The organism is Roseiflexus castenholzii DSM 13941, from assembly GCF_000017805.1.
GTDB classification, from domain to species: domain Bacteria; phylum Chloroflexota; class Chloroflexia; order Chloroflexales; family Roseiflexaceae; genus Roseiflexus; species Roseiflexus castenholzii.
This window is the reverse complement of record NC_009767.1, coordinates 1,298,763-1,324,502: the sequence shown is the minus strand read 5'-3', so window position 1 is coordinate 1,324,502 and position 25,740 is coordinate 1,298,763. Positions and strand designations below refer to the sequence as shown.

At 61.5% G+C, this 25,740-nt stretch carries 16 protein-coding genes; 10 read left to right on the top strand and 6 right to left on the bottom strand.

The window, feature by feature from the left end; genetic code table 11:
• Positions 1 to 3: 3 nt before the first annotated feature.
• From RCAS_RS25535 to RCAS_RS05150, 3 genes are read right to left on the bottom strand one after another with little or no spacing between them, the layout of a single operon-like run.
• A complete protein-coding gene (locus RCAS_RS25535) occupies positions 4 to 1,749 on the bottom strand; it encodes a hypothetical protein (RefSeq protein ID WP_012119549.1) in 1,746 nt (581 codons plus the stop codon).
• Positions 1,749 to 4,328: a DEAD/DEAH box helicase gene (locus RCAS_RS05155; protein WP_012119548.1), complete on the bottom strand. Its 2,580-nt coding sequence runs from the start codon at positions 4,326 to 4,328 to the stop codon at positions 1,749 to 1,751. The genes RCAS_RS25535 and RCAS_RS05155 overlap by 1 nt, the downstream gene beginning before the upstream one ends.
• A 2-nt stretch (positions 4,329 to 4,330) precedes the next feature.
• On the bottom strand, positions 4,331 to 5,386 hold the full coding sequence (locus RCAS_RS05150; RefSeq protein WP_012119547.1) for a helix-turn-helix transcriptional regulator: 1,056 nt from the start codon (positions 5,384 to 5,386) through the stop codon (positions 4,331 to 4,333).
• A 1,438-nt stretch (positions 5,387 to 6,824) separates the two neighbouring features.
• On the opposite strand from RCAS_RS05150, the gene RCAS_RS05145 reads away from it, so the two are divergent.
• The 5 genes from RCAS_RS05145 (at position 6,825) to nadB (ending at position 12,015) form a co-directional block, all read left to right on the top strand.
• On the top strand, positions 6,825 to 7,085 hold the full coding sequence (locus RCAS_RS05145; RefSeq protein ID WP_012119546.1) for a type II toxin-antitoxin system HicB family antitoxin: 261 nt from the start codon (positions 6,825 to 6,827) through the stop codon (positions 7,083 to 7,085).
• Positions 7,082 to 7,294: a type II toxin-antitoxin system HicA family toxin gene (locus RCAS_RS26435; protein ID WP_012119545.1), complete on the top strand. Its 213-nt coding sequence runs from the start codon at positions 7,082 to 7,084 to the stop codon at positions 7,292 to 7,294. Before RCAS_RS05145 ends, RCAS_RS26435 begins: the two co-directional genes overlap by 4 nt.
• A gap of 975 nt (positions 7,295 to 8,269) precedes the next feature.
• A complete protein-coding gene (gene nadC, locus RCAS_RS05130; protein WP_012119543.1) occupies positions 8,270 to 9,139 on the top strand; it encodes a carboxylating nicotinate-nucleotide diphosphorylase in 870 nt (289 codons plus the stop codon).
• On the top strand, positions 9,136 to 10,170 hold the full coding sequence (nadA, locus tag RCAS_RS05125) for a quinolinate synthase NadA (RefSeq protein WP_232280176.1): 1,035 nt from the start codon (positions 9,136 to 9,138) through the stop codon (positions 10,168 to 10,170). Before nadC ends, nadA begins: the two co-directional genes overlap by 4 nt.
• A 240-nt stretch (positions 10,171 to 10,410) precedes the next feature.
• A complete protein-coding gene (nadB, locus tag RCAS_RS05120; protein ID WP_012119541.1) occupies positions 10,411 to 12,015 on the top strand; it encodes an L-aspartate oxidase in 1,605 nt (534 codons plus the stop codon).
• Between the two features lie 538 nt (positions 12,016 to 12,553).
• Here the strand turns inward: nadB and RCAS_RS23770 are convergent.
• Positions 12,554 to 13,399, bottom strand: coding sequence for a nuclease-related domain-containing protein (locus RCAS_RS23770; protein ID WP_012119540.1), 846 nt, complete (start codon positions 13,397 to 13,399; stop codon positions 12,554 to 12,556).
• Positions 13,400 to 13,509: 110 nt separating this feature from the next.
• Here RCAS_RS23770 and RCAS_RS05115 point away from each other — a divergent pair, with 110 nt between their 5' ends.
• Complete coding sequence (locus RCAS_RS05115; RefSeq protein WP_012119539.1) at positions 13,510 to 14,385, top strand: alpha/beta fold hydrolase; 876 nt, start codon at positions 13,510 to 13,512, stop codon at positions 14,383 to 14,385.
• A gap of 66 nt (positions 14,386 to 14,451) precedes the next feature.
• Here RCAS_RS05115 and RCAS_RS05110 read toward each other — a convergent pair whose 3' ends face one another.
• Together RCAS_RS05110 and RCAS_RS05105 are read right to left on the bottom strand one after the other, a co-directional pair.
• A complete protein-coding gene (locus RCAS_RS05110; RefSeq protein WP_232280175.1) occupies positions 14,452 to 17,310 on the bottom strand; it encodes a hypothetical protein in 2,859 nt (952 codons plus the stop codon).
• Between the two features lie 64 nt (positions 17,311 to 17,374).
• Positions 17,375 to 19,588, bottom strand: coding sequence for a cellulose biosynthesis cyclic di-GMP-binding regulatory protein BcsB (locus RCAS_RS05105; RefSeq protein WP_232280174.1), 2,214 nt, complete (start codon positions 19,586 to 19,588; stop codon positions 17,375 to 17,377).
• A gap of 298 nt (positions 19,589 to 19,886) precedes the next feature.
• Here RCAS_RS05105 and galK point away from each other — a divergent pair, with 298 nt between their 5' ends.
• From galK to RCAS_RS05085, 4 genes are all read left to right on the top strand, one after another.
• Positions 19,887 to 21,062 (top strand): galactokinase, encoded by a 1,176-nt coding sequence (gene galK, locus RCAS_RS05100; protein ID WP_012119536.1) that lies wholly within the window; start codon positions 19,887 to 19,889, stop codon positions 21,060 to 21,062.
• A gap of 91 nt (positions 21,063 to 21,153) precedes the next feature.
• Positions 21,154 to 21,840 carry a response regulator transcription factor gene (locus RCAS_RS05095; protein ID WP_041330242.1) on the top strand — a complete coding sequence of 229 codons (687 nt, stop codon included), beginning with the start codon at positions 21,154 to 21,156 and terminating at the stop codon, positions 21,838 to 21,840.
• A 30-nt stretch (positions 21,841 to 21,870) separates the two neighbouring features.
• On the top strand, positions 21,871 to 23,061 hold the full coding sequence (locus RCAS_RS05090) for a sensor histidine kinase (RefSeq protein ID WP_012119534.1): 1,191 nt from the start codon (positions 21,871 to 21,873) through the stop codon (positions 23,059 to 23,061).
• A gap of 155 nt (positions 23,062 to 23,216) precedes the next feature.
• On the top strand, positions 23,217 to 25,556 hold the full coding sequence (locus tag RCAS_RS05085; protein ID WP_269633763.1) for a diguanylate cyclase: 2,340 nt from the start codon (positions 23,217 to 23,219) through the stop codon (positions 25,554 to 25,556).
• The last annotated feature ends 184 nt before the right edge of the window (positions 25,557 to 25,740 follow it).

Below are 25,740 nucleotides of genomic sequence, written 5' to 3'. Positions count from 1 at the left end.
AAGTCAGGAATTCGATTGCTCTTCGCGCGGCTCGCGGGCGTAGCCGTAGGCGATCAGCAGGTTGGCGACCACCTCGGAGCCGTACTCGTCAATCAGGCGTACGACCTCGACGATGTCGTCAGTGCGCACGTCTTTGCGCATCTGCTGGCCCTTGCTCTCCGGCTTCTGCACGTTCTCCTGGTTGTAGCTTTGGATGAAGTCGGTGAGCGCGGCCACGAACTCATCGCGCACCGTGCTCTTGCGCTTCAGCTCCGCGCCCAGGCCGTAACGCACCTCATACAGGTTGTCCTGCTTGTTGGCCTTGCGCGTTTGCGGGATGATGGTCGCGTGCCGGATGGCGTAGGCCACGTTCTGAAAGCCACTGTTCTTCACGATAGGGGTAAGGTCTTTCCGGTTGGTCATCATCAGCCTCCTGAGTCGAGATGTGGTAAAGGTTGGCACAAAACGCGCGCCGTCGTTCAGTCGGCGCAATATCTCATGGCCGTAGCCGGCCGCAAAGTCGAAGAACGCCTCCCAATTGCCGCCGGAGACGAAGTCGCGGTAGCGGCGCAGCAAGTCGAAGCCATCGCTGTGGGTTTCATCTATACCCCGTATCACCTCCAAGTGTTCGTCAATGATCTTCTGCATCGCCATCACGTCGGCGCGGGTGTGCAGCTCGCCGCTCCAGGCCGGCAAGCTGAGGAACGACAGGTTGACCATGGTGTAGGCGTTGCGGCTCAGCAGCTTGAACTGCGCCACGTGGAAGCCGGCCACGACCTTCTCCGGCGCAGCGGGCAGGTCGAAGTCGTCTTCATCGCGCCAGGCCGCTTCCACGTAGTCCAGCCACGCCCGCGAGAAGAGCAACACGCTGGTGATGTCGGTCTTCAACGCAGTCTGGTTGCCGGGCTCGCGCCACAGGTAGCGGTTGAAGCGGGCAAAGGCTTCCTGATGCGCCTGCCACGACAGGCGCAACGGCGCGAGCACGTAGGCCTTCCAGTCGTTGGTATCCATCGTCTGCCGCGGGGCCAGACACTGCCACAGGCCGACGGCCTTCAGGAACTCCTCCGGCCAGGGCCGATCCTTAATGTTGTCCATGCGCAAGGCATTCGCCTTGGCTTCGTTCAGCCCCTTGCCCTGATGCGGGTTCAGGAGTTGCGAGGCCGTCTCCTTGGGCTTGATGCCGTCGCGCTTGGCCAGCCTGTTCCAGGCTTCTAAAGCAACGTCGTCGGGATCGGGCCTGGCAAAGAGCGCCAACAAAGTGGCAACATGCTCCGAGAGATGGTTGCAAGCCTTCGCCCACTGTGAGACGATGCGGTTGTAGATGCCATCAGCCTGCATACGGGAATCGCCCAGGAAGACGACCGTGGCCCAGTCGTCCGGCGGCTCCAGGTCACGCAGTTGCTGCTCCGCGTCGGTGCCGCGCACGCCTTGCTCGGCCAGCGCCTGACGCTGCTCGCCCCATCGCTTGACCTGCGCCCAGGTCTCGTCCACGTCGCGAGTTGGCGCATCGTCTGCTGCTTCTCCCCGCCGGATGATCAGGGGCGCCGGGTTGCGCAGCGACGTTAGCTTATCCATCCACCCCTCCTGCACCGGCTCGCTCAGCCGCACCCGGTAGTGCCCGCCGCCGTCCTCCAGCACGATGCGCCAGCGATCGGCCGGCTTCTTCACCTGGCGGAAGATGTGATCCAGCAGCGTCGCCAATCCGTAGGCCACCAGCACGTCGCTGTAGGTGCCGGTGCGCTTGGGAACATAGTAGATATCCTGATACATCAACCCTCCTCCTGCGACAGTCCGTCGCAAAGCCGTAAGATGCGAACGATGATAAAGTACTGAAACCACCAGGCCCAATCGCCATCCGGCGGCGCTTCGGGCAGATGCTTGCGCACGTTGGGCGCCTCCTCCTTGGAGCGCAACCATTGTGCCCAGTCCCGCCAGCTAGTGTCGCCAACGACCGCCAGCGCCTCGGCCACCGTCTCACCGGCCCGGGGATGCAGGCGATAGGGGTTGGCTTTGTCCAGGCCGGGGCTGTGATGGCGGGCGATGGCCGCAAACGCGGCGCGGTAGAGGCCGGCATAGGTGCGGCCTTCCAGTGCCTCGTACAGTAGCTGGGCCGATGCGAACGCGCTCTCGCCGGCGTGGGTGGAAGGCTTGTAGCAACGCACCTTCTTCTGTGCCTCCTCGTGGGCCGGGTTGCCGCGCTCATAGTGAGTATGCGCGACCAGGAAGGGCGGCGCGCCTTCGCCGATGGCCTTCTGATATTTGGCGGCGAAGCGCTGCCACGCCTCGCTCAGCTTGCCTACGTCGTGCAGGGCAAAACCCAGCCGCACGGCCCGCTCCAGCAGACCTTGCGGCAGGCGCCAATCCCCATCCTGTTCGGCGAAGCGACGGGCCGGCCAGGCCAACCGTCGCCGCAGCCGGCCGTTGGCCAGCGGAATGCGGGAGGTCGGATCGCCCTCGAAGACGCGGCGCATGGCCGCGATGTGGTCTGCGTACGACTCGAGCTGATAGCCGGCGTAGTCGGGGCGCTGGCGGCGCAGGGTCGCGGTGGGCGAGGTGTAGCTGCCAGCGGAGGCTACCCCCAGCCGCAGACCGTGTTCGGCGTCGTAGCTCGCCAGCCGGGGATGGACGGCGAAGATCAGCGAGAGGCTGATGTCATCGGGTGTCTGGGCGTCCTTCCAAGTGTAGGTGATTGATTCGTCATCCTCGTCGCCGTGTGCAACGGGGTAACGCACCGCCCAGTCCAGCCCCAGGTCGCCCCGCAACTGGTTCAGCGCCTTCAACTTGCCGCGCAGGGTGCCGTGCCACAGCGAAATGCCCTGAAAGCGATAGGGGCTTTCCTCGCTGAGGCCAAAGGGCGGCTCGTACACGATCACGGTGCGACTGTCCACTTTGCGGATGAGTTGCGGCCGGGCGCTGGCATCCCCGCGCACCAGCGCGTCGGTGATGCGCTGCCAGAGCTCGCCCTGGCCCTCTTGCATGGCCTGAAGCATCGCGGCGTCGGCCTCGCTGTGAGCCTGGTTGATCACCTCCTGCTCGGCGGCGAAGTCCAGGATGGCGCACTGCCGTTCGCGAAACGCCTGCCAGGAGCGGTCGCACACGGCGACCTCGGCCTTGCTGCTGTAGGGCGCGTAGTCCGGCTCGCCGTTCTCTTTGGCCGGCACAGGATAGACGATCACCCGGCCCTGCTCACCAGGATAGCGGGCACAGCGGCCGGCGCGCTGCAACACGCTGGCCGCCGGCGCGATCTCGGTGTGCAGCGTCTGGGCGCTGATGTCCAGGCCCACCTCGACCACCTGCGTGGCGACGACGATGAGCGAGGGATCGCCGCCGGCCTCCAACCCCTGGGGATTCCAAAGCGCCTGGAGCAGCGCCTCTTTGAGCTGGCGGTGCGGTCGCTCGAAGCGGCTGTGCAGCAGCATCACCCACGGTTTGTCTTCCCCACCCTCGGCCAGGCGCTCTCGCAATATCTGCACGCCTTGCGCGACGGCCCTGTCCCATTCCTCGCCGCGGGCTTGTGCCAGCGCCTGATAGATCGGCGCCAGCGTTGGATCGCTCACCGGCGCCGGCCGACAACCCGCCTGCCGAAGCTGCTCATACAGGGCGATGGCCCGGTCCACGGTGTTGCAGACGGCCAGCGAGCGACGGCCATGGGCCGCCAGCACCGCCTTGGCGTCCAGCGCCTGATCCGCCACCTCGAACCGGCGCTGTTTGCGGGGCCGTTGACCCTGTCGCGTCTCGATGCTTGCCACCTCATCGGGTGGCACGACGACTACTTCGGCATCGAGCAGCTTGCCGATGGACTCCAGCATGGTCTGAGAGAAAGTCGCCGTCATCAGCAGGAAAGGCGCCAGCCGCCCCACCAGGCGTAGGAGCTGCAGCGTGGCCTGGGTCGCTTCTGGCGGAAACAGGTGAAACTCGTCGAACACCAGGTAAGAACCCAGCACCGCGCCGACGTTTAGGTTGGCGCGACCGGTTGAAAGGCTGTAGGGCACGCCCAGCGCGCTGCTCAGCGTCTGGTCGAGGGTCGCAAAGACCAGGTCGCCCACCAACTCTGGGTCCTCGGGCCGCTCTCCGGTCTGGATGCGCACGTCGAGCGCACGGCGATGGATCCGTTCGTAGCGTTCGGCCAGGGTGCGGTACTCGCGGTAGAACTGGCTTGCCAGCACGCGCATGGGCACCGAGTACAGACACTGCTTCGGGAAGGCGTCGTCCGGCAGGTCGAAGAACGCCTCGATGAACGGCGCCAGCGCGGCGCGCGTCTTGCCGGAACCGGTGGGCGCCTGTAGCACCACCGAACAACCGCTCAGCAAGTGTGATTTGACTTGCTCTTGGTAAGGATAGAGGGCCATGGCTAACCTCCAAAGAAATCGTCCAGGGTCGTGGAGCGCTTGTCTGTAGGAGACGAGCTGACGCGCCAGCCGTACAGCTCGGCCATCGCCTTCGCCTCGCCCATCAGCGTCTCGCGCAACGCCTTTGGCTCCAACACCTCCACGTCCGCGCCCCAGCCGCGGATCCAGGGGATCATCTCCTTCGGTTCGGCGATCCGCGCCCGCCATATCAGCGATCCGTCGGGTTGCAACTCGGTGCGCTCGGAGCGGTGCCAGCGGGTTTCCTGCACACGCCGCGCCACCTGCGCGCTGAAGCGCAACGCTACCTCTACCGGCTCGCCTTCCGATGACCAGATGCCCCATGCGTCGGACAGATATACCCGCGGATCAAAGTCCTCAGGGATCTGGTAGCTCTCAGCGGTCATCTCGGCGCGCCTGATCCGCTCGATCTTGAAGGTGCGCATCTTCTCGCCGCTCCAACCCCGCTCGCCCAGCAGGCGCGCCCGCCCGATGACGTGAGTTGTTTGCCCGATGGCGTATGGCTCGATGAAGTACGGGCTGAACAGGTACTCCAGCACCTTCTCGCCAGTCGCGAGTTGGTGCCAGACGCGCACCTTCCGCTCGCTCGCCCAGCCCTCGGTCAGCCGCTCCAGCACGCTGATGTACACCGGGTCGTCGCGCTGCGCCGCGTTGTCCATGATGTCCGCCGCATGCAGGACGTGTACGCTTATGCGCTGCGCCCAGCGCTCCATGGCATGCCCCAGTTTGCGCAGGGCCGCCGCCGCATGCCGGTTCTGCCGATCCATCCGCGTCGCCAGCAGGCGCGCCGCCAGGTGCATCGCCAGCGCCTCGTGCAGGTTCAGCCGCAGGTTGATCAGATCGGCGCAATGGTCAATTTTGAGCCGTCCGTCCGGCTCTTCGTAAATGTGTCTGGAGGCGTCCGCGAGATTGCGCAGAATGGTGGATCGGTTCACCCCCAGACGACGCGCCAGTTCAGCCTGGGTCAGCCCTTCGGGATGTGCGAGCAGTAATTGTTCGATTTGGAGCAGTCGTTCCGCTTTGTTTGCTGCGCGTTTCATTCTGATCTCCATATATTCGCCACCGTCACCGGGCGCCATTAAGGCAATTATGAAACATATATTCTAAAACATCAACCCCTCCTCGTCGGCACATGCTGCGTCGGCCATTGCTGGCAGCTCTGCCGCTCCCAGCGCGAAGGCGTTGTCCGCTCCGATGGTTCGGTTGATGCCACTCTAGCATATGGGTGTTGCACGTATTGCAACAGACGGACGCGCCCCTATCGTTTTTCAATCACGGGTTGCATGCGATCCGCCGTCTGCATCCAGATAAGACGGCGCCCGCGCCGATATTTCAATTCAGGGTTCGGCATCGGGGAACGAAAGGAACCACAAGGTTCTCTATCGTTCTATCATGGCAGTGTGTCAGGGAATGTCACAATCGGCAGCGTCGCCTTCAGGACATCGAGGCTCGCAGGCGTTTCCCTTGCCCACGCTCCCTGCGCTCAGAATGCGCGCAAACCGGGGCGGAAATCATCCCGCCAGCGCGGTTCGACCGCACAGGGTCAGGGGCGGTTCCCCTGCCGCCGTTCCACTTTCCTACGGGCGCCGCGCAACCGGTAACGCGCAGGCAGCGTCCCGATTTGTGGGTAAACGTGGCGCGCGATTCTTCTTGCGCCACGAATGGACACACCGTCTTTGCAAGAGTTGGTTGTAGCTGTCGAGCAGGCTTCTTCCCTTGCCGTGATGATCTCGACCGCCAGGGAACTCGCCCGCCGGCTTGCCGTCCTGCTGGTTCAGGAAGTGCTTCCCAGCGCGCCCAGCAACCCACGGCGAGGCTGCTCTGTCCGCGCTGTGGCGCCCGTCTCCAGAGCAAGGGTTTCGTCCCACGCCCAATTGTGACGCTCGTGGGCGTCCTCCACTGGAAACGACAGTCAGGGCGGTGTCTGCACGGGTGCCACATCGGGCGTGTAGCGCCTCTTGATGCCGAACTCGGTCTGGCGCCGCAGCAACGGACTGGTCTCGAGATCAAACAAGTCACCTGCGCCTTGGCGGTCTTGGCGCCCTGTGAAACCGCCGCCGCGTCGCTTCGCCGCCGGTTCGACCTGTCGATTGCGCCGGGGGCGGTCTGGGACCGGGTGCAAGCGGCGGGGCAATGCGCCATGCAGCGTCCGGAGAGTGCATTGCAGCCGTTGGCGGACGGGCGGACCCCAGCCGTCGCGCCGCTGGACGAACAAACCTCCGCCCAGCCCTTGCGTATTGGAGCGGATTCGGGGAGTGGATTTTCCGTGATTTTTTTGCCTCTTCGGGTGATACCCACCGATCTCTCATCCCGCCGGCATCTCTGGCATCTGCTGTTCGCTCCTCAACCACAAGCACAAGGGCGTCCTGGCCGATAGATGTTTGTCCGTTTCACCGCCATCTCGTATAATTGAGACGTCTGTTTCGGCTATGCTCACCGATTTCGAAGGTTGGGCAAGTAAGGTAGAAGAGGTCCTCTATGGCTGAAGGCACGATCTACAAATTGCCGCTGGTCTTTGAGCCGCAACCTGAAGGCGGATATACGGTCACATGTCCAATCCTTCCAGAGCTGATCACGGAAGGTGACACGATCGCCGAAGCGCTGGAGAACGTCAAGGACGCCTTGCTTGCCATTGTCGAAACCTGTCAGGATTTGCAGCGTCCTTTACCGGCCACCCTGCAACAAATCGCTCTCGATCGTTCAGTTCCTTTCTGGGTGGAAACGGCGGTTGCGGTATGACGTACCGCGAAATCGCTCGCAAGTTGCGCGCCTTGGGTTGTGAAGAGATTCCACGACGCAGCAGCGGAAGCCACCGCAAATGGTACAATCCCCAGACCGGCCGGATTGCGCCGATACCGGATTGGGGAAGCAAGGACCTCAAAGTCGGGACTGTGCGTCACATCGTACAACAGTTGGGGCTGGACTGGGAAACTTTCAAGCAAGCATAGCCACAGCAGCGCAATCGCCTCCTTACTTCCAGCATGACGCCTGATATATCCAGGACAATACTCCGGTCATTCCTCTCCTCTCGAATTTGTCCACATCATGGACGAAGGTGACGCAGATCAGCCGGTCCAGCAGGCGCCCCGACCCCTCGCCGAACAACCTGACTACCCGCAGATCTACGTCCACGCAGATCAGGGAATTGATCGTACTTTCTATCCAGGGTTCAGCGACGGCATCACGATGCCTCAGCGATGTGTCAGGAAATGTCCCAAATGGCATCGTCACGTCTGGCGCCGCAATGGGTCGCGGCGTTTCCGTTCTGCAATTATGGCGCGCAGATGATCCGCCGCCTGCATCCAGATAAGACGGCGCCCGCGCCGATATTTCAATTCAGGGTTCGGCATCGGGGAACGGAGGGAACCACAAGGTTCTCTGTCGTTCTATCATGGCAGTGTGTCAGGGAATGTCACAATCGGCAGCGTCGCCTTCAGGACATCGAGGCTCGCAGGCGTTTCCCTTGCCCACGCTCCCTGCGCTCAGAATGCGCGCAAACCGGGGCGGAAATCATCCCGCCGGCGCGGTTCGACCGCACAGGGTCAGGGGCGGTTCCCCTGCCGCCGTTCCACTTTCCTACGGGCGCCGCGCAACCGGTAACGCGCAGGCAGCGTCCACGATTTGTGGGTAAACGTGGCGCGCGATTCTTCTTGCGCCACGAATGGACACACTGTTCGGCACACCACTCAACGCGCAACGACCACCTGCCCGCGGAGAGCGCGCCCGGGAACGCTCCGCCACCGCTTCCTGGGCGGACCGGGCGCGTCGCTGCGGATGCTCACCCAGGGACGCCCCTGCTGCTGACGTTTCTCCGCGCAACGCACCCCCTTCAATGAACGACTTGACAATCATCGCTCAATAGAGTAACATTGACACTAACAGGCGGAACGCCGATTTTTATTTCACACGGGAATAGTGTAAAAATGACACTAAACTCTTCACTCCACCCGGATATTCTCGACGCCATCCGCCGCGCACTCACAGAGGACGTCGGACCGGGGGATGTCACCACCAACAGCATCGTGCCGCCGGATGCGGCGATGCGCGGACGGATCATCGCCAAACAGGACGGCGTGGTGGCCGGGCTTGATGTGGCGCAGGCGGTGTATCGCGCCGTCGATGAGCGGATCGTCTTCACGGCGCTGGTCGCGGAAGGCGAGCGCGTCACTAATCGACAGCCCCTCGCGCTTGTTAGCGGTCCGGCGCGCGGGTTGCTCACCGCAGAGCGCGCGGCGCTCAATTTTCTGGGGCGAATGTCGGGTATTGCCACGCTAACCCGCCGGTTTGTGGACGCCGTCGCCGGGACAGGCGCGACCATTCTCGATACGCGCAAAACCGCCCCCGGATTGCGCATGGTCGATAAACTCGCTGTTCGGCGCGGCGGCGGGCGCAACCATCGCATCGGGTTGTACGACATGGTGTTGATCAAGGACAACCATATCGACTTTGCCGGTTCGCTGCGCGCTGCGGTCGAACGCGCCCGCGCACACGCGCCGCACCTGGAGATTGAGGTCGAGGCGCGCACCCTCGATGACGTGCGTGAGGCGCTCGATCTTGGGGTGCAGCGCATCATGCTCGATAACATGCCCCCCGCGATGATGGCGGAAGCGGTGCGCCTGGTCGCCGGTCGCGCTCGCCTCGAAGCGTCGGGGAATGTGTCGCTCGACAATGTCCGACAGATTGCCGAAACCGGGGTGGACGACATTTCCATCGGCGCTCTGACCCACTCGGCGCGCGTTTTTGATGTCAGTTTCGATTATCTTGCTTCGGAAGAAGCCACAGGGAGACCATGATGAACACGCAAGACATGTTCGACCTGCTCCGGCGCAAACTGGGCACACTGGCGCCGGAGTTCGAGTTGTATTACAAGGCTGAACTGGCGGTTGAAATCCTGGAACTGAAGAAGCAGCGCAATGCCGTGATCCTGGGGCATAACTACATGGAGCCGGCGCTCTTCCATTCTATCCCCGACTTCACCGGCGACTCGCTCGACCTGAGCCGCAAAGCTGCCACAACCGACAAGGACGTGATTGTGTTCTGCGGCGTGCGCTTCATGGCGGAAACCGCCAAAATCCTCAACCCGACGAAGACGGTGCTGCTGCCGTCGGAGAAAGCCGGATGCTCGCTGGCAGCCAGCATCACCGCCGCCGATGTGCGCATGCTGAAAGCCCGCTTCCCCGGTGCGCCGGTCGTGTCGTATGTCAACACCTACGCCGATGTGAAAGCCGAGAGCGACATCTGCTGCACTTCATCCAATGCTGTGGCGGTCGTCGAGTCGCTCGAGGCGGATACGGTGATCTTCCTGCCCGATGAGTATCTGGCGCGCAATGTGGCGCGCGAAACCGGCAAGCATATCATTTTCCCGACGCTGCAACCGGTCAATGGCGATAACCTCCTCGATTATCAACTGGTCGGCTGGCACGGGCGCTGCGAGGTGCACGAGAAGTTCACCGTCGACGACATCCGGCGTGTGCGCGCGCAGTTCCCCGATGTCGTCATTCTGGCGCACCCGGAGTGCAGCCCGGAGGTCGTGGAAGCCTCGGATTTCTCCGGCAGCACGAATGCGATGATTCGCTATGTGCAGCAAACGAATGCGCCACATTACCTGCTGCTCACCGAGTGCGCCATGGGGGACAACATCGCTGCCGCTAACCCAGACAAGGATATGCTGCGGCTCTGTATGGTTCGTTGTCCGCATATGAATATGATTACGCTGGAAGACACCCGCGATGCGCTGCGCTACAACCGCTATGTGATCGACATCCCGGAGGACATCCGTCAGCGCGCCTACCGCGCCGTGGAACGGATGATTCAGATAGGTTAATCACAGCATCGCTCATTGAGGCAGAAGCGCAAAGGCACGTCTCGCAATCACCGGTTCTTTGCGACTTCGCGCCGTTGCGTCTCTCCTTCTGATAGGAAGATCAACCAGATATTGGGCAATCCCGTAATCGGCGTTGGCTTCGACAGGCTCAGCCAACGCCAACCGCTCCACAGATTCAGCGTGATTGTCCAGGTTTTAGTCGATCGCTCTATGAGACATCCACTAGATTGTGAGACAACGATGAAAACCACCGATGTGTTGATTATCGGCTCGGGCATCGCCGGCGCGGCTGCGGCGCTCGAACTTGCGCGCAACCCGCGCCGCCATATCACGCTGCTGACGCGCGAAACCGACCCGCGCGAGTCGAACACGCGCTACGCGCAGGGCGGCATCATCGGGCGCGGTCCGGGGGACTCCGCCGATCTGCTGGTGCGCGACATCCTGGAAGCGGGCGCGGGCGCCTCATCGCCACGCGCGGCGCGTCTCCTCGCCGATGAAGGACCACGCCTGCTGGAAGAGGTGCTGATCCGAGCGGCGCGCATCGAGTTCGACCGCACACCGAATGGCGACCTGGCATATGGCAGAGAAGCAGCGCATTCGCGCAATCGCATCCTCCATGTCGGCGACGGCACCGGCAGGGCGATCATCGATGCCTTGATTTCTGCTATCTCTGAACGCCCGAATATTGAGGTTATGACCGGTCTGACCGCCGTTGACCTGATCACCTCACCGCACCACTCGCACAACCCGCTCGCCGCGTATGAACCGATTGTCTGCCATGGCGCGTATGTGTTCGAGCGTGAACGCCGCACGGTCCATCGCACGCTCGCCACCTTCACTATTCTCGCCACCGGCGGGTTGGGGCGTCTCTACCGCAACACCACCAACCCTCCCGGCGCGCGTGGCGATGGTCTGGCGATGGCGCACCGCGCCGGTGCGCGTATCGTCAACGCCGAGTATGTCCAGTTCCATCCCACGGCGCTGGCTGTTCCCGGCGCAGAAGGGTTCCTGATCAGCGAGGCGGTGCGCGGCGAGGGGGGCCTCTTGCTGACGCCGGAAGGTCGCCCGTTCATGCATACATACGCACCGGAGTGGAAAGACCTGGCGCCGCGCGACATTGTGGCGCGCGCGATCCATGCCGAAATGGAAGAGCGCGGGTATTCCTACGTTCTGCTCGACATTGCCTCGCGCCTGTCGCCCGATGCGATCCGCGCGCGCTTCCCCAATATCTACGCCACATGCCTGCGCGCCGGTGTGGACATCACCCGCGAGCCGATACCGGTGGTGCCGGCGGCGCACTATTTCTGCGGCGGAGTGCTGACCGATGAATGGGGACGGTCGAGCATCCCCAATCTCTACGCGGTCGGCGAGGTTGCCTGCACCGGGTTGCACGGCGCCAATCGCCTGGCTTCAACCTCACTGCTCGAGGGGCTGGTGTGGGGCGTGCGCGCCGCGCGCGACATCGAGGCGCGGTTGAGCGCCGATCCGGCGCCAATTCTGCCGCCAGCCGCCGACATTCCGCCATGGGACGAGTCGGGACTGACCGAGGACTCCGACCCGGCGCTCATTCAGGGCGATATGCAGACGATCCAGAATATTATGTGGCACTATGTGGGGCTGATCCGCTCCGGCGACCGCCTCTCGCGCGCTATCCGCGAACTACGCCATCTGCAAAATGAGATCGAAACGTTCTACCGCACAACGAAGTTGAGTGACGGTTTGATCGGTTTGCGCAATGCCGTCGAAGCGGCGTTGATCATCGCCCAGGCGGCACGGCATAACCGCCAGAGTCGCGGATGTCACTACCGGGTCGACGCGGTCGAGGTTGGGGAGCGGCTGTTGTAGCGCCGACGATAAGTGGCGAGTGGCGTCTTCGCCGGAGCGTGCTCGTTCGTCTTGATGCGTGCGGCGCCCGGATCGTCGGGCGCCAGGCGATTGGCGCTACTGTGGCGCCACGGTCCGGCTCCTGTTCGTTGTGGGACGCTCTGGAAACGTGCACCGCGCGACCGAATCCCTCTCATACCGGGCGCCGCGACGCCTCGCGCCATCCGACAAACCTGGAAGTGCAGGTACCGTTCCCACATCTTATGAAGCAGGTGGGGAAGGGCGCCCGATACCGCGCGCCGGCGCCATCATCGGTGCGGTGCGATGATATTTTCCAAAGAGAAGCAGAAGCCTTCCCGGTCACTTAACGCCTGGCGCTTTCCAGTAAACCGTCACGTTATAACGCAGGGGGACGACACCTGCGACCAGCACCATGCTACACTAGGTATACCTGAGCGACCTGTCTGACCAACTGAGGTCCTCATAGTCGGATCATCGAATACTCCTGATTGCGGCGCCGCGTGCAATGCAGGATGAATTCGCAAGAGAAGATCGAAGATCACGGGATGTTCTGTATACTGTGTATCTCTCGACATGCAGGATAATTTGGGCAGCCGTAGAACCAGTTTCCCTGGAGATGTCCTTTCTTTGCAAGTCGTGGGATCATGAGTGCATGACACTTCGGACATCGTGGAACCTGTTGATTATATCGAGGTTGAAATGCAGTAAGATGCGCTATGGTTTCTATTTCCGACGCCTGTAGTCCTATTTGTTTTTGTGAGAGGAGATAATTGATCAGGCATCTTGTACCGATCAGAATCGGAACAGGTGTCGATTTCGCCTTGATCCATTCAATGTTTGTCAGAACAATCACGGAATGGATCAGAGGAATGATCTTTCGATAGAAATCACCTGAAACATGCTGCTGCATCCATAAAAGCCACATGTTCCTGTGATAATCTGCCTGTCTGGTGGGGCTTGAGCAGTTAACCCAGCAATGACCATCTTTCCTCTTCCATTTATCGCCTTGAACGAAGTAGGAGCCGCTCCAGGCTTTTGTTTCGACCAGGAAAATACCAGGAGGGCCAATCAACACATGGTCAATTTGGGTAAACCAGTTCGGGTAAGGTTCGAGGATTGCCCCCTGAGCAATCACCCAACTATGAGGCAGGAATCTGGCAATAGCATGCAAAACCAGATGTTCTCCCGTTGCTCCTTTCATGTGATTCCATAGTCGATCCATTTCAAACATAAAACCGGTAAATTCGTTCATAAAACCGCCAAGAAATGGCATATCACGATTGATGCACTGCTGATATTCATTTTTCTCATACTGGATTTTAGCCCGAATACGACGGTAAAAGTCCTGGCGTATGGAATCGGGTTGCTGGATAAGACGCGCCATTGACTCCTCGCTTTCATCGTTCCAGATGAACAGAATATGTTGACACCTTAATCCAGGCGATTGCCTGGGTATCGAATGGTATCATCAGATAGTACGTAAGGAGCAATTCGATGTTTCACGATTTTCAATCCATGCGCATCCCAACCCGGGACGCCGAGATTCATCTGGTGCGCGGCGGGTCTGGTCCGCCGCTGTTGCTGCTTCACGGCTACCCGCAGACCCATCTGATGTGGCGGAAGGTTGCGCCGCGGCTGGCTGCCGATTTCACCGTCATCGCAGCAGACCTGCGGGGCTATGGCGATAGCAGCAAGCCCCCCGGCGGCGCGGATCACGCAGCGTACAGCAAACGCGCTATGGCGCAGGATATGGTTGAAGTGATGGATGCGCTCGGCTTCTCACGCTTCATGGTCGCCGGTCACGACCGCGGCGCGCGCGTCGTCCATCGCCTCTGCCGCGATCACCCCGATGTCGTGATCCGCGCTGCGGTGCTCGACATTGCACCCACGCTCTTCATGTATACCACTGCCGACCGCGCGTTCGCCGAAGCCTACTACCACTGGTTCTTCCTGATTCAGCCCTACGACCTGCCAGAACGACTGATCGGCGCCGACCCGAAGTACTACCTGCGCAAAAAACTTGCCCACTGGGGACGCACGCCCTCCGCCTTCGAGCCAGACGTGTTCGCCGAATATGTGCGCTGCTTCAGCGATCCGGCGACGATCCACGCGACCTGCGAAGATTATCGAGCGGCGGCGAGCATCGATTTGCGCCACGATGAAGCCGACTTGCATGTGCCGATTGCCTGCCCGCTGCTGGCGCTCTGGGGAGCAGAGGGGTTCATTGGGAGACGATACGATGTGCTGGCGGTCTGGCGGCAGCACGCAGTCGATGTGCGCGGGCACGCTGTGCCTGGCGGGCACTATCTCCCCGAAGAAGCGCCGGAAGAAACGTATGCCGCGCTACGGACATTTTTCGCTGAGACGTAGTTTGCTTCATTCGCAATGAATCCGTCCAGCCCACGTCCATCCGTGTGCTATTCCAACAGAAACGCGCTAACGCCCGACGCCGAGCGCATCCGGCGTGGCGCCCTGACCGGCGACCTCGATTTCGCTGAGCGCAGCGGGCGCCGGTGCGCCGCGTTGCGCACCGCGCACGGCGGTGACCGTAAACTCAACCCGGTCAGCCGCGATGGGTTGTGGCAGGCGAATGAGAGTCCCACCGCGCGAGAGCGGCGCGACCGCTTCAACGCTTCTGGCGGTTCCGCCAAGTTCCTGCCCGCGCAGGTAGAAGCGCAGTTCGCCGCTTACCTCGTAATCGGCGCTGCGCCCTTCCTGTCCCGGTTCCGCGCCGACGAGACGCACTTCGAGGATTGCCATCGGCAGTTGCCACTCCAGCCGAATCCACTGCCCCGCACCGCCGTTCGCCGTCCACGGCGGCGTGCGATCAATGAGCGTTCCGTTGGGTGCAGTCACATATCCGCGTCGGTCATTGATCCGCGCCGGTGCGCCGTTTTCGATGGATGACGATGCGGCAATGGACGCCGCCGGAGCGATGTTCGTCCAACCGCGCTCGGCAAGCGACGGGTTGGCGATGGAACCGCTTGCGTGCCCCATATGACAACCAATGCAGAACATCGGTTGTCCGGGACGGCCGGCGGAGTTCCCTTGCGCGATGCTGAGGGTGTGACGATTGCCGCCGCGCACAATCCGCCCGCTTTTGTCGCGCAGCACAATGAACGTCGGCACATCGGCAGGCGCAGAGGCGATGAACGACCCATCCGGGTTCACCGGCACGGTCAACCATTTGACGGCGCGCGCCTGATCGTCCGGGTTGGGAGCGCGCGATGTGGCGCCGCCAAACTGATTGGCATCGATGTAGATGTCGGCGAATGCCACGCTCCCCGGCGGCGGCGAGTTGTTAATGAACGGCAATTCGAGCGGCGGATTGGCATAGACATTGGCGTTGCGCACGGCGACGAGTTCGACGCTCTGGATACTCCGGCGACTCCAGGGATACGCCGGGTTGCCAAACGTGTCGAGGAGACCCAACGGCACATTGCTTTCCAGCGGATCATCACTGACCGGCGGCGGCGTCCCGCGCGGCAGACGCCACATGCCCGGTCCGTCGCCGACCGGACGCGCCACGATTGGTCTGGCTTCGACGGCATCGTAGTCATCGGAGAGGCCGGCGAGCGGCACAACCTCGTTTTGGGCGCCGTTCGGATAGATGGTGCGCAGTTCGTAGCGCAACGACGACGATTGTAACCGCAGCGTGATCGTGCGCCCATTGCGGGTGTCCGTGTATGTGCCGGTTCGCGCCGGTGCGGAAATGGCGGCGGTCTGTGCGAAGATGATTCGTCCGTCAGGCAATCCGGCGGGCGCCAGCGCATACGGCGGGCGAAAAGCGGTTCCGTCGTCCCAGCGATACCCGGCAATCGACTCGGTGGTGTTCAGCGCCATGTTTTCGATACCGGGGCGCGCAACGCGGACGCCGGTATAGAGCGTCGAATGCGCCATCGTCTGATCGCGCTGCGTCGTGTATGCTATCAGCAGTTCGCCGCCGGACAGCACAACCGCCGGTTGCACGGCGTTGTACGTATCGAGGCCGCTATCATTCGTAAGCGCCGATGCGTAGCGCGGCGTCCAGGCGAAGCGCCGCATGCCGCTGCCGTCGGCTTCGATTGCCATCAGATGCCAGGTGTTCGGCGCATCACGGATGGGGAAGCCGTCCGCCAGCCGACCACGCGCCGGGTTGAAGGTCGTGTTGGTGTTGGAATAGACCAGCGTCCCATCCGGCAGACGATACCCGGTGATCGGCTGTTCCACGACAATCGTGCGGGGTGTGCCACCCGGTAGCGCTGCGGTTGGCGTGGCAGTCGGTCGCGCGCGCGGCGTTGGCGTCGGCGGAGCCGGAGTCTTGGTCAGGCGCACGATGCTGCCGGTTGCAGGATCGATCTTCTCAACAAACGAAATGGTCGGTAGTGGCGTCGGTTTCGGCGGCGCGGTCGGTTGTGACGCCGCCAGAGCAGGGGGTGCCGTCTCGACAACCTGAATGCGTCGTTCGACCATGATCGGGCGTCCGCTCTGGTCACGGGCAATCTCCATGCCCGCGCGGTTATCGATGCGATTGTAAATACCGCGCTCACTCGGCTGGTTGAAATTGACCCACCAGCGACTGAAGACAATCCTGCCGTCGGGAAGCGGCGCCGGATGGAGCGCAGCAGAGCGCTCGGTCGTCAGGCGACGCATATTGCCGCCATCACCGTCGATCATATAGAGATTGAATGACCGCCGACCATCGTAGGGTGAACGCGCCGGATAGCGCGACGAACTGAAGACAATCCTCCCGTCCGCCAGGTATGCTGGAAAGAGATCGTCATAGAACGCATACGCCTCCGCATTTGCCGGTCCCTCAGGAATCGTAATGTCGCGATCAGAGTGCGTGAGTTGCCGCAAGCCACGACCATCGACGCCGATCTCGAACAGTCGCCACGAGTAATACGGGCGACCGTTCGGCTGATTGCGAAACGTTTCCGGTCCAAACGTGCCGGCAAACACAATGCGGCGGGCATCGAACGACACATCAGGCGACTGCACATCGCGCAACCCCAGCGGGTTCAGCGGATCACCCGCCGGTCGCGCCGTATCGATCAGAACACGCAACTGACCTGCCTGATCACGGATGAGTAATTTCGATCCGGGCGCGAATTTCGTCATGCCGGTGATCAAATGCCCTGCCGGACCGACATCGCGTGGAAAGAGATAATCACCGGTCGCCAGACGACTGCGCGCCACAAAGACCAGCGGCGGGAGCGGCGTCTGCGCCTGCGCCGGCGCAGACATCAGGAACAGCAGCAGGCACAAGACGAACGACAGGATCGTTCTGAGCGCAGGTTGCCATCGACGTTGCATCAGCATAGACGTGAGTATACGCCGAAATCGGTGGTGTTGTCTATACTGACGATCCTCGCGCGCATCAGGTTCCCGGTGGTCGTCGCCAGGGGACGCGCCAGAAAATCACTACTCCGATGCCGACAATAGCTGCCGCCAACGCAGCAACCAGCAACAGCGCATTGTTCGATGAAGTATCCGACTCAGGAACCGGCGCCGGTTGGTCGGGTTGAGCGGTCGGTTGCGCTGTTGGTGTGGCAATCGGCGTGGCCGTCACAACCGGCGTTGGCGCTGCTCCGGTAATGACTGCCCGACCATGACCAAGCGTGACCCGCTGTTGCGGATCGACAATCGCCAGCGTCGCGGCGAGGCGAGCGCGCTGGCGCGGATCGATCAGCATAAGCGCCGCCTGTTCGATGCCAGCATCGTCGCTGCCGAGCGCCGCGACAACCACTCGCTCAGGATTCCACGGCGCCGCGACCATTTGCAGATACGCGACACTGGCATCAGGCGGCACGCGGTACACCACCGGCGCATCAATTGAGCGCGGCGCATCACTATTCGCATCGAACGGCGCCGGCAGCACATCGCCAAGATCGGTCAGAATGGGCAGGGCGCTGGGGCGACCAACAATCAGCAGATCGCGCGATACGCGAACGTCTGAGGGCACATTGTCGGCGAACACGACCAGCGGTTGCAAAATGGCGTCACGGGTCTGCCGTCCTATCTGAAATGCCAGCAGGGCGGCTGCATTCCAGGCCGCCGGCGCGCGCTGCGGGAGAACGAATGCAGTCGTCGCCAGCCCCGGATGAAGGGTGAACGGCAGCGGATAACTGCTGAGATTGAACGTCCGACGTGGTTCGGCGGCTGCCGGTTTCATCGGCAGATGGAGCGCCGATTCGGGCCAGATCGTCGTCCACAGGTCAATCGTGCGACTATCGGTGCAAAGGGACCGTGGCGCCAGGTTCGTCTGGATCGTCAGGACATTGGCGCCGGAGCGGGCAGCAGAAGGAGGAATCGTGATACGACTCGTCGTTACGCGCGTCGTCTCATCGCTGAAGCGCACACTCCCGATCGGCACGCCGTTCAACCCGACCGAGAGGCTTGACTGACCAAAATCGACAGTCGCTGCGTGGTTGAACGTCAGATCGAGATACGCCCCTTCATCGATCTGCTGCCCTGGAGGGAGATTGAACTTCAGATCGAATGTTCCGACGCGATCACGGAGCACGCGCGGTTCCAGACCGAGATCGCTGAAGCGTTGATCAATCGCCAGCGCCATATCTGCGGGCGCGTTCGGCAAATCACGCACGACTGCAACATCAGGACGCCCATTAATGCGCGCCGGAACGGCGCTCAACGCGCGCGCCGCCTTCAGCACCCCCTCGTTCGATCCGCCACTCACCAGCAATACGACACGCTCCGCATTCCATGGCGAGACGATCATCTGAAGAATGCCATCGGCAGGCGTTGCGCCGGGAGCGTCGAACCCCGTTTCGCGCAAGGGCGCAGGCAGCGTGAGATTGCGCGCCAGAGGCGCCAGACCGGTATGGCTGCCGGACAGGATAAGATGGTTGCCCGTCCGCGCCTGAGGTGATAGACGTTGAACCGTCGTCAGATCGATCTGTAACCGCCCCTCGGTCAGGCGCCCAAAAGCGGCTGCGACGGTCAGCGCCGCCTGAAGATCATCACGCGATGGATCATCGGGCAGGACAATCGTCGCCCGATCGGGATCGAACGATCCCTGAAAAATGGGGCGCGGCAGGTTGCGAAGATCGGTATCGAGCGGCGTCAGCGTATGCGGCAGAATGAAGCGCGACGTTGATCGAACAACAACGGCGGTGCGTTCACCGGGCGCTACATCGCACCCTGTCGGATTATCGAGCGCCACCTCGAACTCGTGACGACCATCGCCGCGCACTGGAGTCAGCGCCTGATCAGGGATGGCAAATGTCACGCGCCGATCACCCGGTTGGGTCAGGTCTACCGTGCCGATCAGCACCCGATTGAAGCGCGCCTCGAGAAACCCACCCAGACGCTGCTGATCGCCGCCGAGCGGAAAGAACACGCTCAGGTCCAGTTGCGCCTGTGCGCCCGATTCCAGGCGCCAGTTCGCAGGGATGTTGAAGAGGTAGCGCGTTCCGTCAAATACGCCGCTCAGCGTCTGGTCGTTCGAGCCGATCCGCTCAAGAGTGACGACATTCTGATCACGCTCCGGTTGGGATGGCGCTCCACCCTGAGCGCGGGCGCTGCCGGCGCTCCCAACAATGATGAGAAGAATCAAGACACAAGAGGACAAACGATGAAACCATGGCATCCACAACATACAACCGGTCTCCTCTCACAGGACCTGATGCGCGCTGGCAATAACCTGTTTTCTTGTTCCATCATAGCAGATCACATGCCGATTGAGGTCATGGTCGGCGTTCCTTGAGGGAAACCGCCGCGAAGAAGGGAAAGTGACGCTCCCAATCACGCTCCTTCATAAACAACGTTCGTCTGCCCGATATTCGCGCGGTCGACTCAGGCGAGCGCCGTGCATGGTATAATGGCGCAGGATGTGACGCCGAACTGCACCAGACATCGACAGGCCACGTATGCTTGATACCGGAACGTTGCGCGCGCGCTTTCAGCAACACTACGGCATACATCCCTCTGTGATCGTTCGCGCGCCGGGGCGCGTCAATCTCATCGGTGAGCATACCGACTATAACGATGGTTTCGTTTTTCCGGTCGCCATTGATCGCGCCACCTACGTCGCGGCGCGTTTGCGCCATGATCAACTGGTGCGGGTGGCGTCGTCCGACCTCAACGAAGAGGATACGTTCGCCATCGATCAGATCGAACGCAGCAACCGACCATGGCACAATTACATTCGTGGCGTGGCGCTGGCGCTACGAGTTGCAGGGCATCCGCTTTTGGGGGCCGATCTCCTGATCGCCAGTGATGTCCCGCGCGGTGCGGGGCTTTCGTCATCAGCCGCGCTCGAAGTCGCCGTCGGGTATGCGTTCCAGGTGCTCAATAATCTGAACATTCTCGGCGAAGAACTGGCATTGCTGGCACAGGGCGCAGAGAACAACTTCGTCGGCGTGCAATGCGGCATTATGGACCAGTTGATTGCGGTGCTCGGTCGCGCCGATCATGCGCTGCTGATCGACTGTCGTGATCTGTCCTATCGCGCCGTTCCGCTGCCCCCATCGGTTGCGGTCGTCATCTGCGACAGCCATATTCCGCGAACTCTGGCGGCATCGGCATACAACCAGCGGCGCCAGGAGTGCGATATGGCGGTTCAGTTGCTGCGCCGGTGGTATCCGGGTATTCGCGCATTGCGCGATGTCAGCGAGGATCACCTGGCAGCCCATTCCGATGCGCTGCCAGAGCCGATTCGCTCGCGCGCCCGGCATGTGGTCCGTGAAAACCGTCGCACACTCCAGGGCGCAGAAGCGCTCGAACGCGGCGATGTGGTCACATTCGGGCGGTTGATGAACGAGTCGCACGCCAGCCTGCGCGACGACTATCAGGTGAGCCTGCCCGACATCGACATTCTGGTCGAAACGGCGCACCATCTGGCGGGATGTTACGGATCACGCCTGACCGGCGCAGGATTTGGCGGGTGTACGGTGAGCCTGGTCGAGCGCAATGAAGTGGAATCGTTCAGCCGCGACCTGTTGCGCGTATATCACAATGCCACCGGTCGCACGGCCACCATCTATGTATGTCGCGCCAGCGATGGCGTTGGGCGCGCCACGGACAATGCAGGTCCACAGGAATGAGAGCACGGCACGGCAACCATGCGATGCAGCGATCTTCCGACATGCCGGGCACAACGCATGGAGCATCTGAACTGTGAGCAACGACATGCATATGTCCACCATTCTGCTGGTAGAAGATGATCCGATTCTCTCGGAAACGCTGCGGTACAATTTGGAGCGGGAAGGATATTCGGTTATCAATGCTGTCGATGGCGTGGCAGGTCTCGAACGGGCGCGACGCGACCAACCCGATATGGTCATTCTCGACGTGATGCTGCCGCGCCTTGATGGATTCTCCGTCTGCCGCATTCTGCGCCAGGAGAGCGAGGTGCCTATTCTGATCCTGACGGCGCGGCAGGACGAAATTGATCGCATTGCGGGACTGGAGTTGGGCGCCGATGATTATGTCGCCAAACCGTTCAGCCTGGGTGAACTGTTGGCGCGGGTGCGCGCAATTATGCGCCGCTCTGAACGACGGATCGGCATGATGCGCGAGGTGCTCGATGCCGGTTCGCTCCGGGTCGATACCGGTTCACGACGCGCCTGGCGAGATAATGTGGAGTTGAATCTGTCCCAAAAAGAGTTCGATCTGTTGGTCTGCCTGATGCGCAATCGCAGTATGGCGCTGTCGCGCGATATGCTGCTCGAGCGGGTATGGGGGTACGACTTTCTCGGCGATAGCCGAACTGTCGATGTGCATATTCGCTGGTTGCGCGAAAAGGTCGAACCTGATCCGAGCAGGCCGGTGTATATCCATACGGTGCGCGGCATTGGCTACCGCTTTGAAGCGCCCAACTGATCTCCGGCGCCGACCGGCGTGAGCGCTGTGATGGAATGGATCATTGCTACGCTCTTGCTGGCGCTTGTGTTATCCCTCATTTGGGGATGGCGTCAGAGAACTCGTCTTCAACCGCCTCCATCATTACCCGAATCACCGGTCCCCTCCCCGGATGCATTCTCCTCGCTCTTTCACGCTGCTGCTGCTGCGTTCGACGATGGATTGGTGCTGGTCGATGCTGATCGTCGCGTGCAGTATCTCAATGCGCATGCGGAAGAGTTGCTGAACCTCAGTCGAACGGTGAGCGTCGGGCAGGGGTTGATCATGCTGGCGCGCGATTACCAGGTGGACGCCATGGTCGAAGAGGCGATCGCGTCTGCCGAGCCGCGCGAAAGTATCCTTCAACCGCTGGGAAGACAACGGACGCTGCGATTACGAGCGGTTCCACTCGATCATGGGACGAAGGGCGCGCTCCTGCTGGTGCGCGATGTAACGCAACTGAGCCAGCTTGAACGGTCGCGGCGCGATCTGGTCGCCAATGTGTCGCACGAACTCCGCACCCCGCTGGCATCGATCAAGTTGCTGGTCGAAACGTTGCAATCCGATCCGCCGGCGCCGGTGGCACAGCGCATGCTGAGCCAAATTGCCCAGGAAGTCGATGCAATTACGCAACTGGTTGAGGAGTTGCACGAACTATCGCAGATCGAGTCAGGACGGGTGGCGCTTCAACTCGTGCCCACACCGCTGGCGCCGCTGGTCGCGCACACAATCGAACGCATTCGCCCGCAGATGGAACGGAAGAGCATTCGAGTCATCGCCTGCCTGCCCGATGATCTGCCGCCTGCGCTGATCGATGGGAACCGCGTCGGTCAGGTATTGCTCAACCTGTTGCACAACGCCTCGAAATTTACCCCCGATGGCGGGCAGGTCGCCATCGAAGCCTCGGTGATCATGGTAGGCGACGGTTCACCGCTGCCGCCCGGAATACCATCGTCGCACCTTCCCGGTCAATGGTTGCTGGTCTCGATAGCCGACAACGGCATCGGTATTCCGGCGCGCGATCTCGCGCGCATTTTCGAGCGCTTCTACAAAGTGGATCGCGCGCGAACGCGCAATGCCGGCGGAACGGGACTGGGTCTGGCGATTGCCAAACATCTGGTCGAGGGGCACGGCGGACGTATCTGGGCAACCAGTGTGGAAGGAGAAGGGAGTATCTTCTATCTCACGTTGCCGGTGGCATAGCTGCTCACCGAACTGATAGACGACTGGCATCATCGTGCGCGCACCGCTTCGATAGTGCGATCTTGAGCGTCTGTCCAGGCAAAGACCCTGTCACTCTGTCAGGCCCTGTTAGTTTCATGTACTTCTTTATACAAGACGATTGGAAAATTGCACTTTTGAGCACTGCTGTCGAGTCGATGTCGGAAGCAGTGCTGATGACCGATCCTGCGGGCAAGATTCTGCTCCTGAACCGGCAGTTCGAGGAACTCTGGCGATTGACGCCGGGATGGATGGAGACGATCACCGCCCGTGACCGTATTCAGCAACTGGCGCATCTGCTCTGCGACCCCGATCAATTCCTCAACCGTCTGGATGAGGTATATGCGCATCCGGACCTTGAGGCGCTCGATTGGTTGACCCTGCGCGATGGACGCATCATCGAACGACATACACGCGGATTGCATCTTGAGGAACGCATCATCGGCCGGATATGGGTCTTTCGTAACATCACATCCCGCGAATGGGCACAGCGGGAACTCAAAGTCATGAAGCGCGTCCTGGAAGCGCTCAATCGGATTGTCGAACCGCAACGTCAGTTACAGGCAGGGGTCCAGGCGCTGGCGCAGGAACTGGAGGCGCGCGCGGCGTGGCTCTGGGGGGTGGAAGGCAGTGACTTCGCGCGTCTGCTGGCGCATTATGGCGCTCGCGAACTGCGTATCGACCTCACGCCGCGCGCGCCCGGCGATCCATGTGAATGTTTGCAACGATTACTCGACCATGGGTTTCCTGCAACCGCGCATCCGATTGTCTGCCCACGCCTGGCGCACCTCAATACTCCCGATCAGGAACCGGCACGCCATATCAGTGTGCCGATCTATAGTCGCGACCGTCCTCTGGCGATTCTGAATCTGGTGCTCCCATCTATTCAGCCATTCAATGTCGCTGAGTTGCGCATGTTTGCCGCCATTGCCAATCAATTCAGCGTCGCAATCGAACGCGCGCGCCTGTTTGAGTCGGTGCGCGAGGAACAGCGCGCTGCCGAGGTGCTACGCCAGGCGGCGGCAACGCTGAGCGCATCGCTCGATTTCGAACAGGTGCTCGACCACGTGCTCGATCAGATCGTCGCACTGATGCCGTGTGATGGCGCGTCGGTGATGCTGGTCGAAGGAACGCAGGCGCGAGTCGTGCGGGTCTATGGCTACGAAGCGCTCAGTGACGAAGCCGAGCGCGCGATCCATACGGTGACATTTGAGATTGCGCGCACACCAACCCTGCGACGCCTGCTCGAAACAAGGCAGCCCTGGATTATCGGCGAAACGCACAATAATCCGGCATGGGTGCGGATCGAATATGCGTTGCCGATTCGTTCCTGGTTGGGCGTGCCGGTCATCGTGCGTCAGCAGGTGGTCGCCTTCATTTGCGTTGATAGTTTCGTTCCCTATGCGTACCGTCCAGAGCACGCCCGTCGCCTGGCAACGCTCGCGTCGAGCGTGTCGCTCGCGTTGCACAATGCGCAACTGTACGAACAGACGAACGCTGCACTGGAGCGGGAGCGGCGTCTGAGCGAGCTCACCCGCACCATCAGCAGCGCGCTCGACATCGAGGTTATTCTGGACACAGTCGTGCGGTTGTCAGTTGAACTGGTGGGCGCCGATGCCGCCGTTTTGGGCTTGCTCTCCGCCGACCACGCCGCGCTGGTTCGAACGCACACATTCAATATGCCAGAATCCCTGATGCAACACGTTCAGGGCGTCCAACCGGTCTGGAGCGCAGTCGAGACGCGCCAGAGCGTTATTCGCCATCACGTGATGCTCAAAGCCGGGCGTGTCACGCATCACATTCCGTCCGTGATAGGCACACCAATTATTGCTGGTGGGAAGGCGCTAGGAGTGCTGGCAGTGTATCATCTGCACAGACAGCGCTTTTTCGGCGAGCACGACCGATCGATGCTGGAAATTGTCGGACAGCAGACCGGTGTTGCAATTACCAATGCGCATTTATTTACCGAGACGCAGCGACTGGCGACGACCGACCACCTGACCGGGCTGTTCAATCGTCACCACTTCTTTGCGCTGGCGCCGCGCGAACTGGAGCGGGCGCGTCGCTATCACCATCCCCTGGCGCTGCTGGTTATCGATGTTGATTATTTCAAGACCATCAACGACACCTTTGGTCATAGTGCGGGTGATGTCGTATTGCGCAGCGTTGCGAAACAGATGCAACGCGAACTGCGCGATGCCGACATTCTGGCGCGGTTTGGCGGCGAGGAGTTTATCGCCCTGTTGCCGGAAACCAATCGGGCAGGGGCGCTGCGGGTCGCTGAGCGGCTACGCGCAGCAGTTGCAGGCGTTCCTCTCTTGCGCGAGCCACCCGTTCAGGTGACAATCAGCATTGGTTGCGCAGTGCTGGATTCCGTCAGCGAGCACGACCGCCTGGACACACTCATCCATCGCGCGGATCGCGCCCTCTATATCGCCAAATCCAGAGGACGCAATCAGGTTGCGTCCGATCCATAGGCGCAACGACGGCGGCGACAGGCGGAACATTCGTGGCGCATTCCAGGAGTCTCACTCCGACACCGCCGTTCTCTCCATATGACGGAAGGGCGCTGCAAGGAGTCTGCTGGGTGCAGAGATTTCGTTGGTGAGCAACCGCGCGGCTTCGCTACCACCCCTCACAGCAGTTGCCCCCGGCGATGGG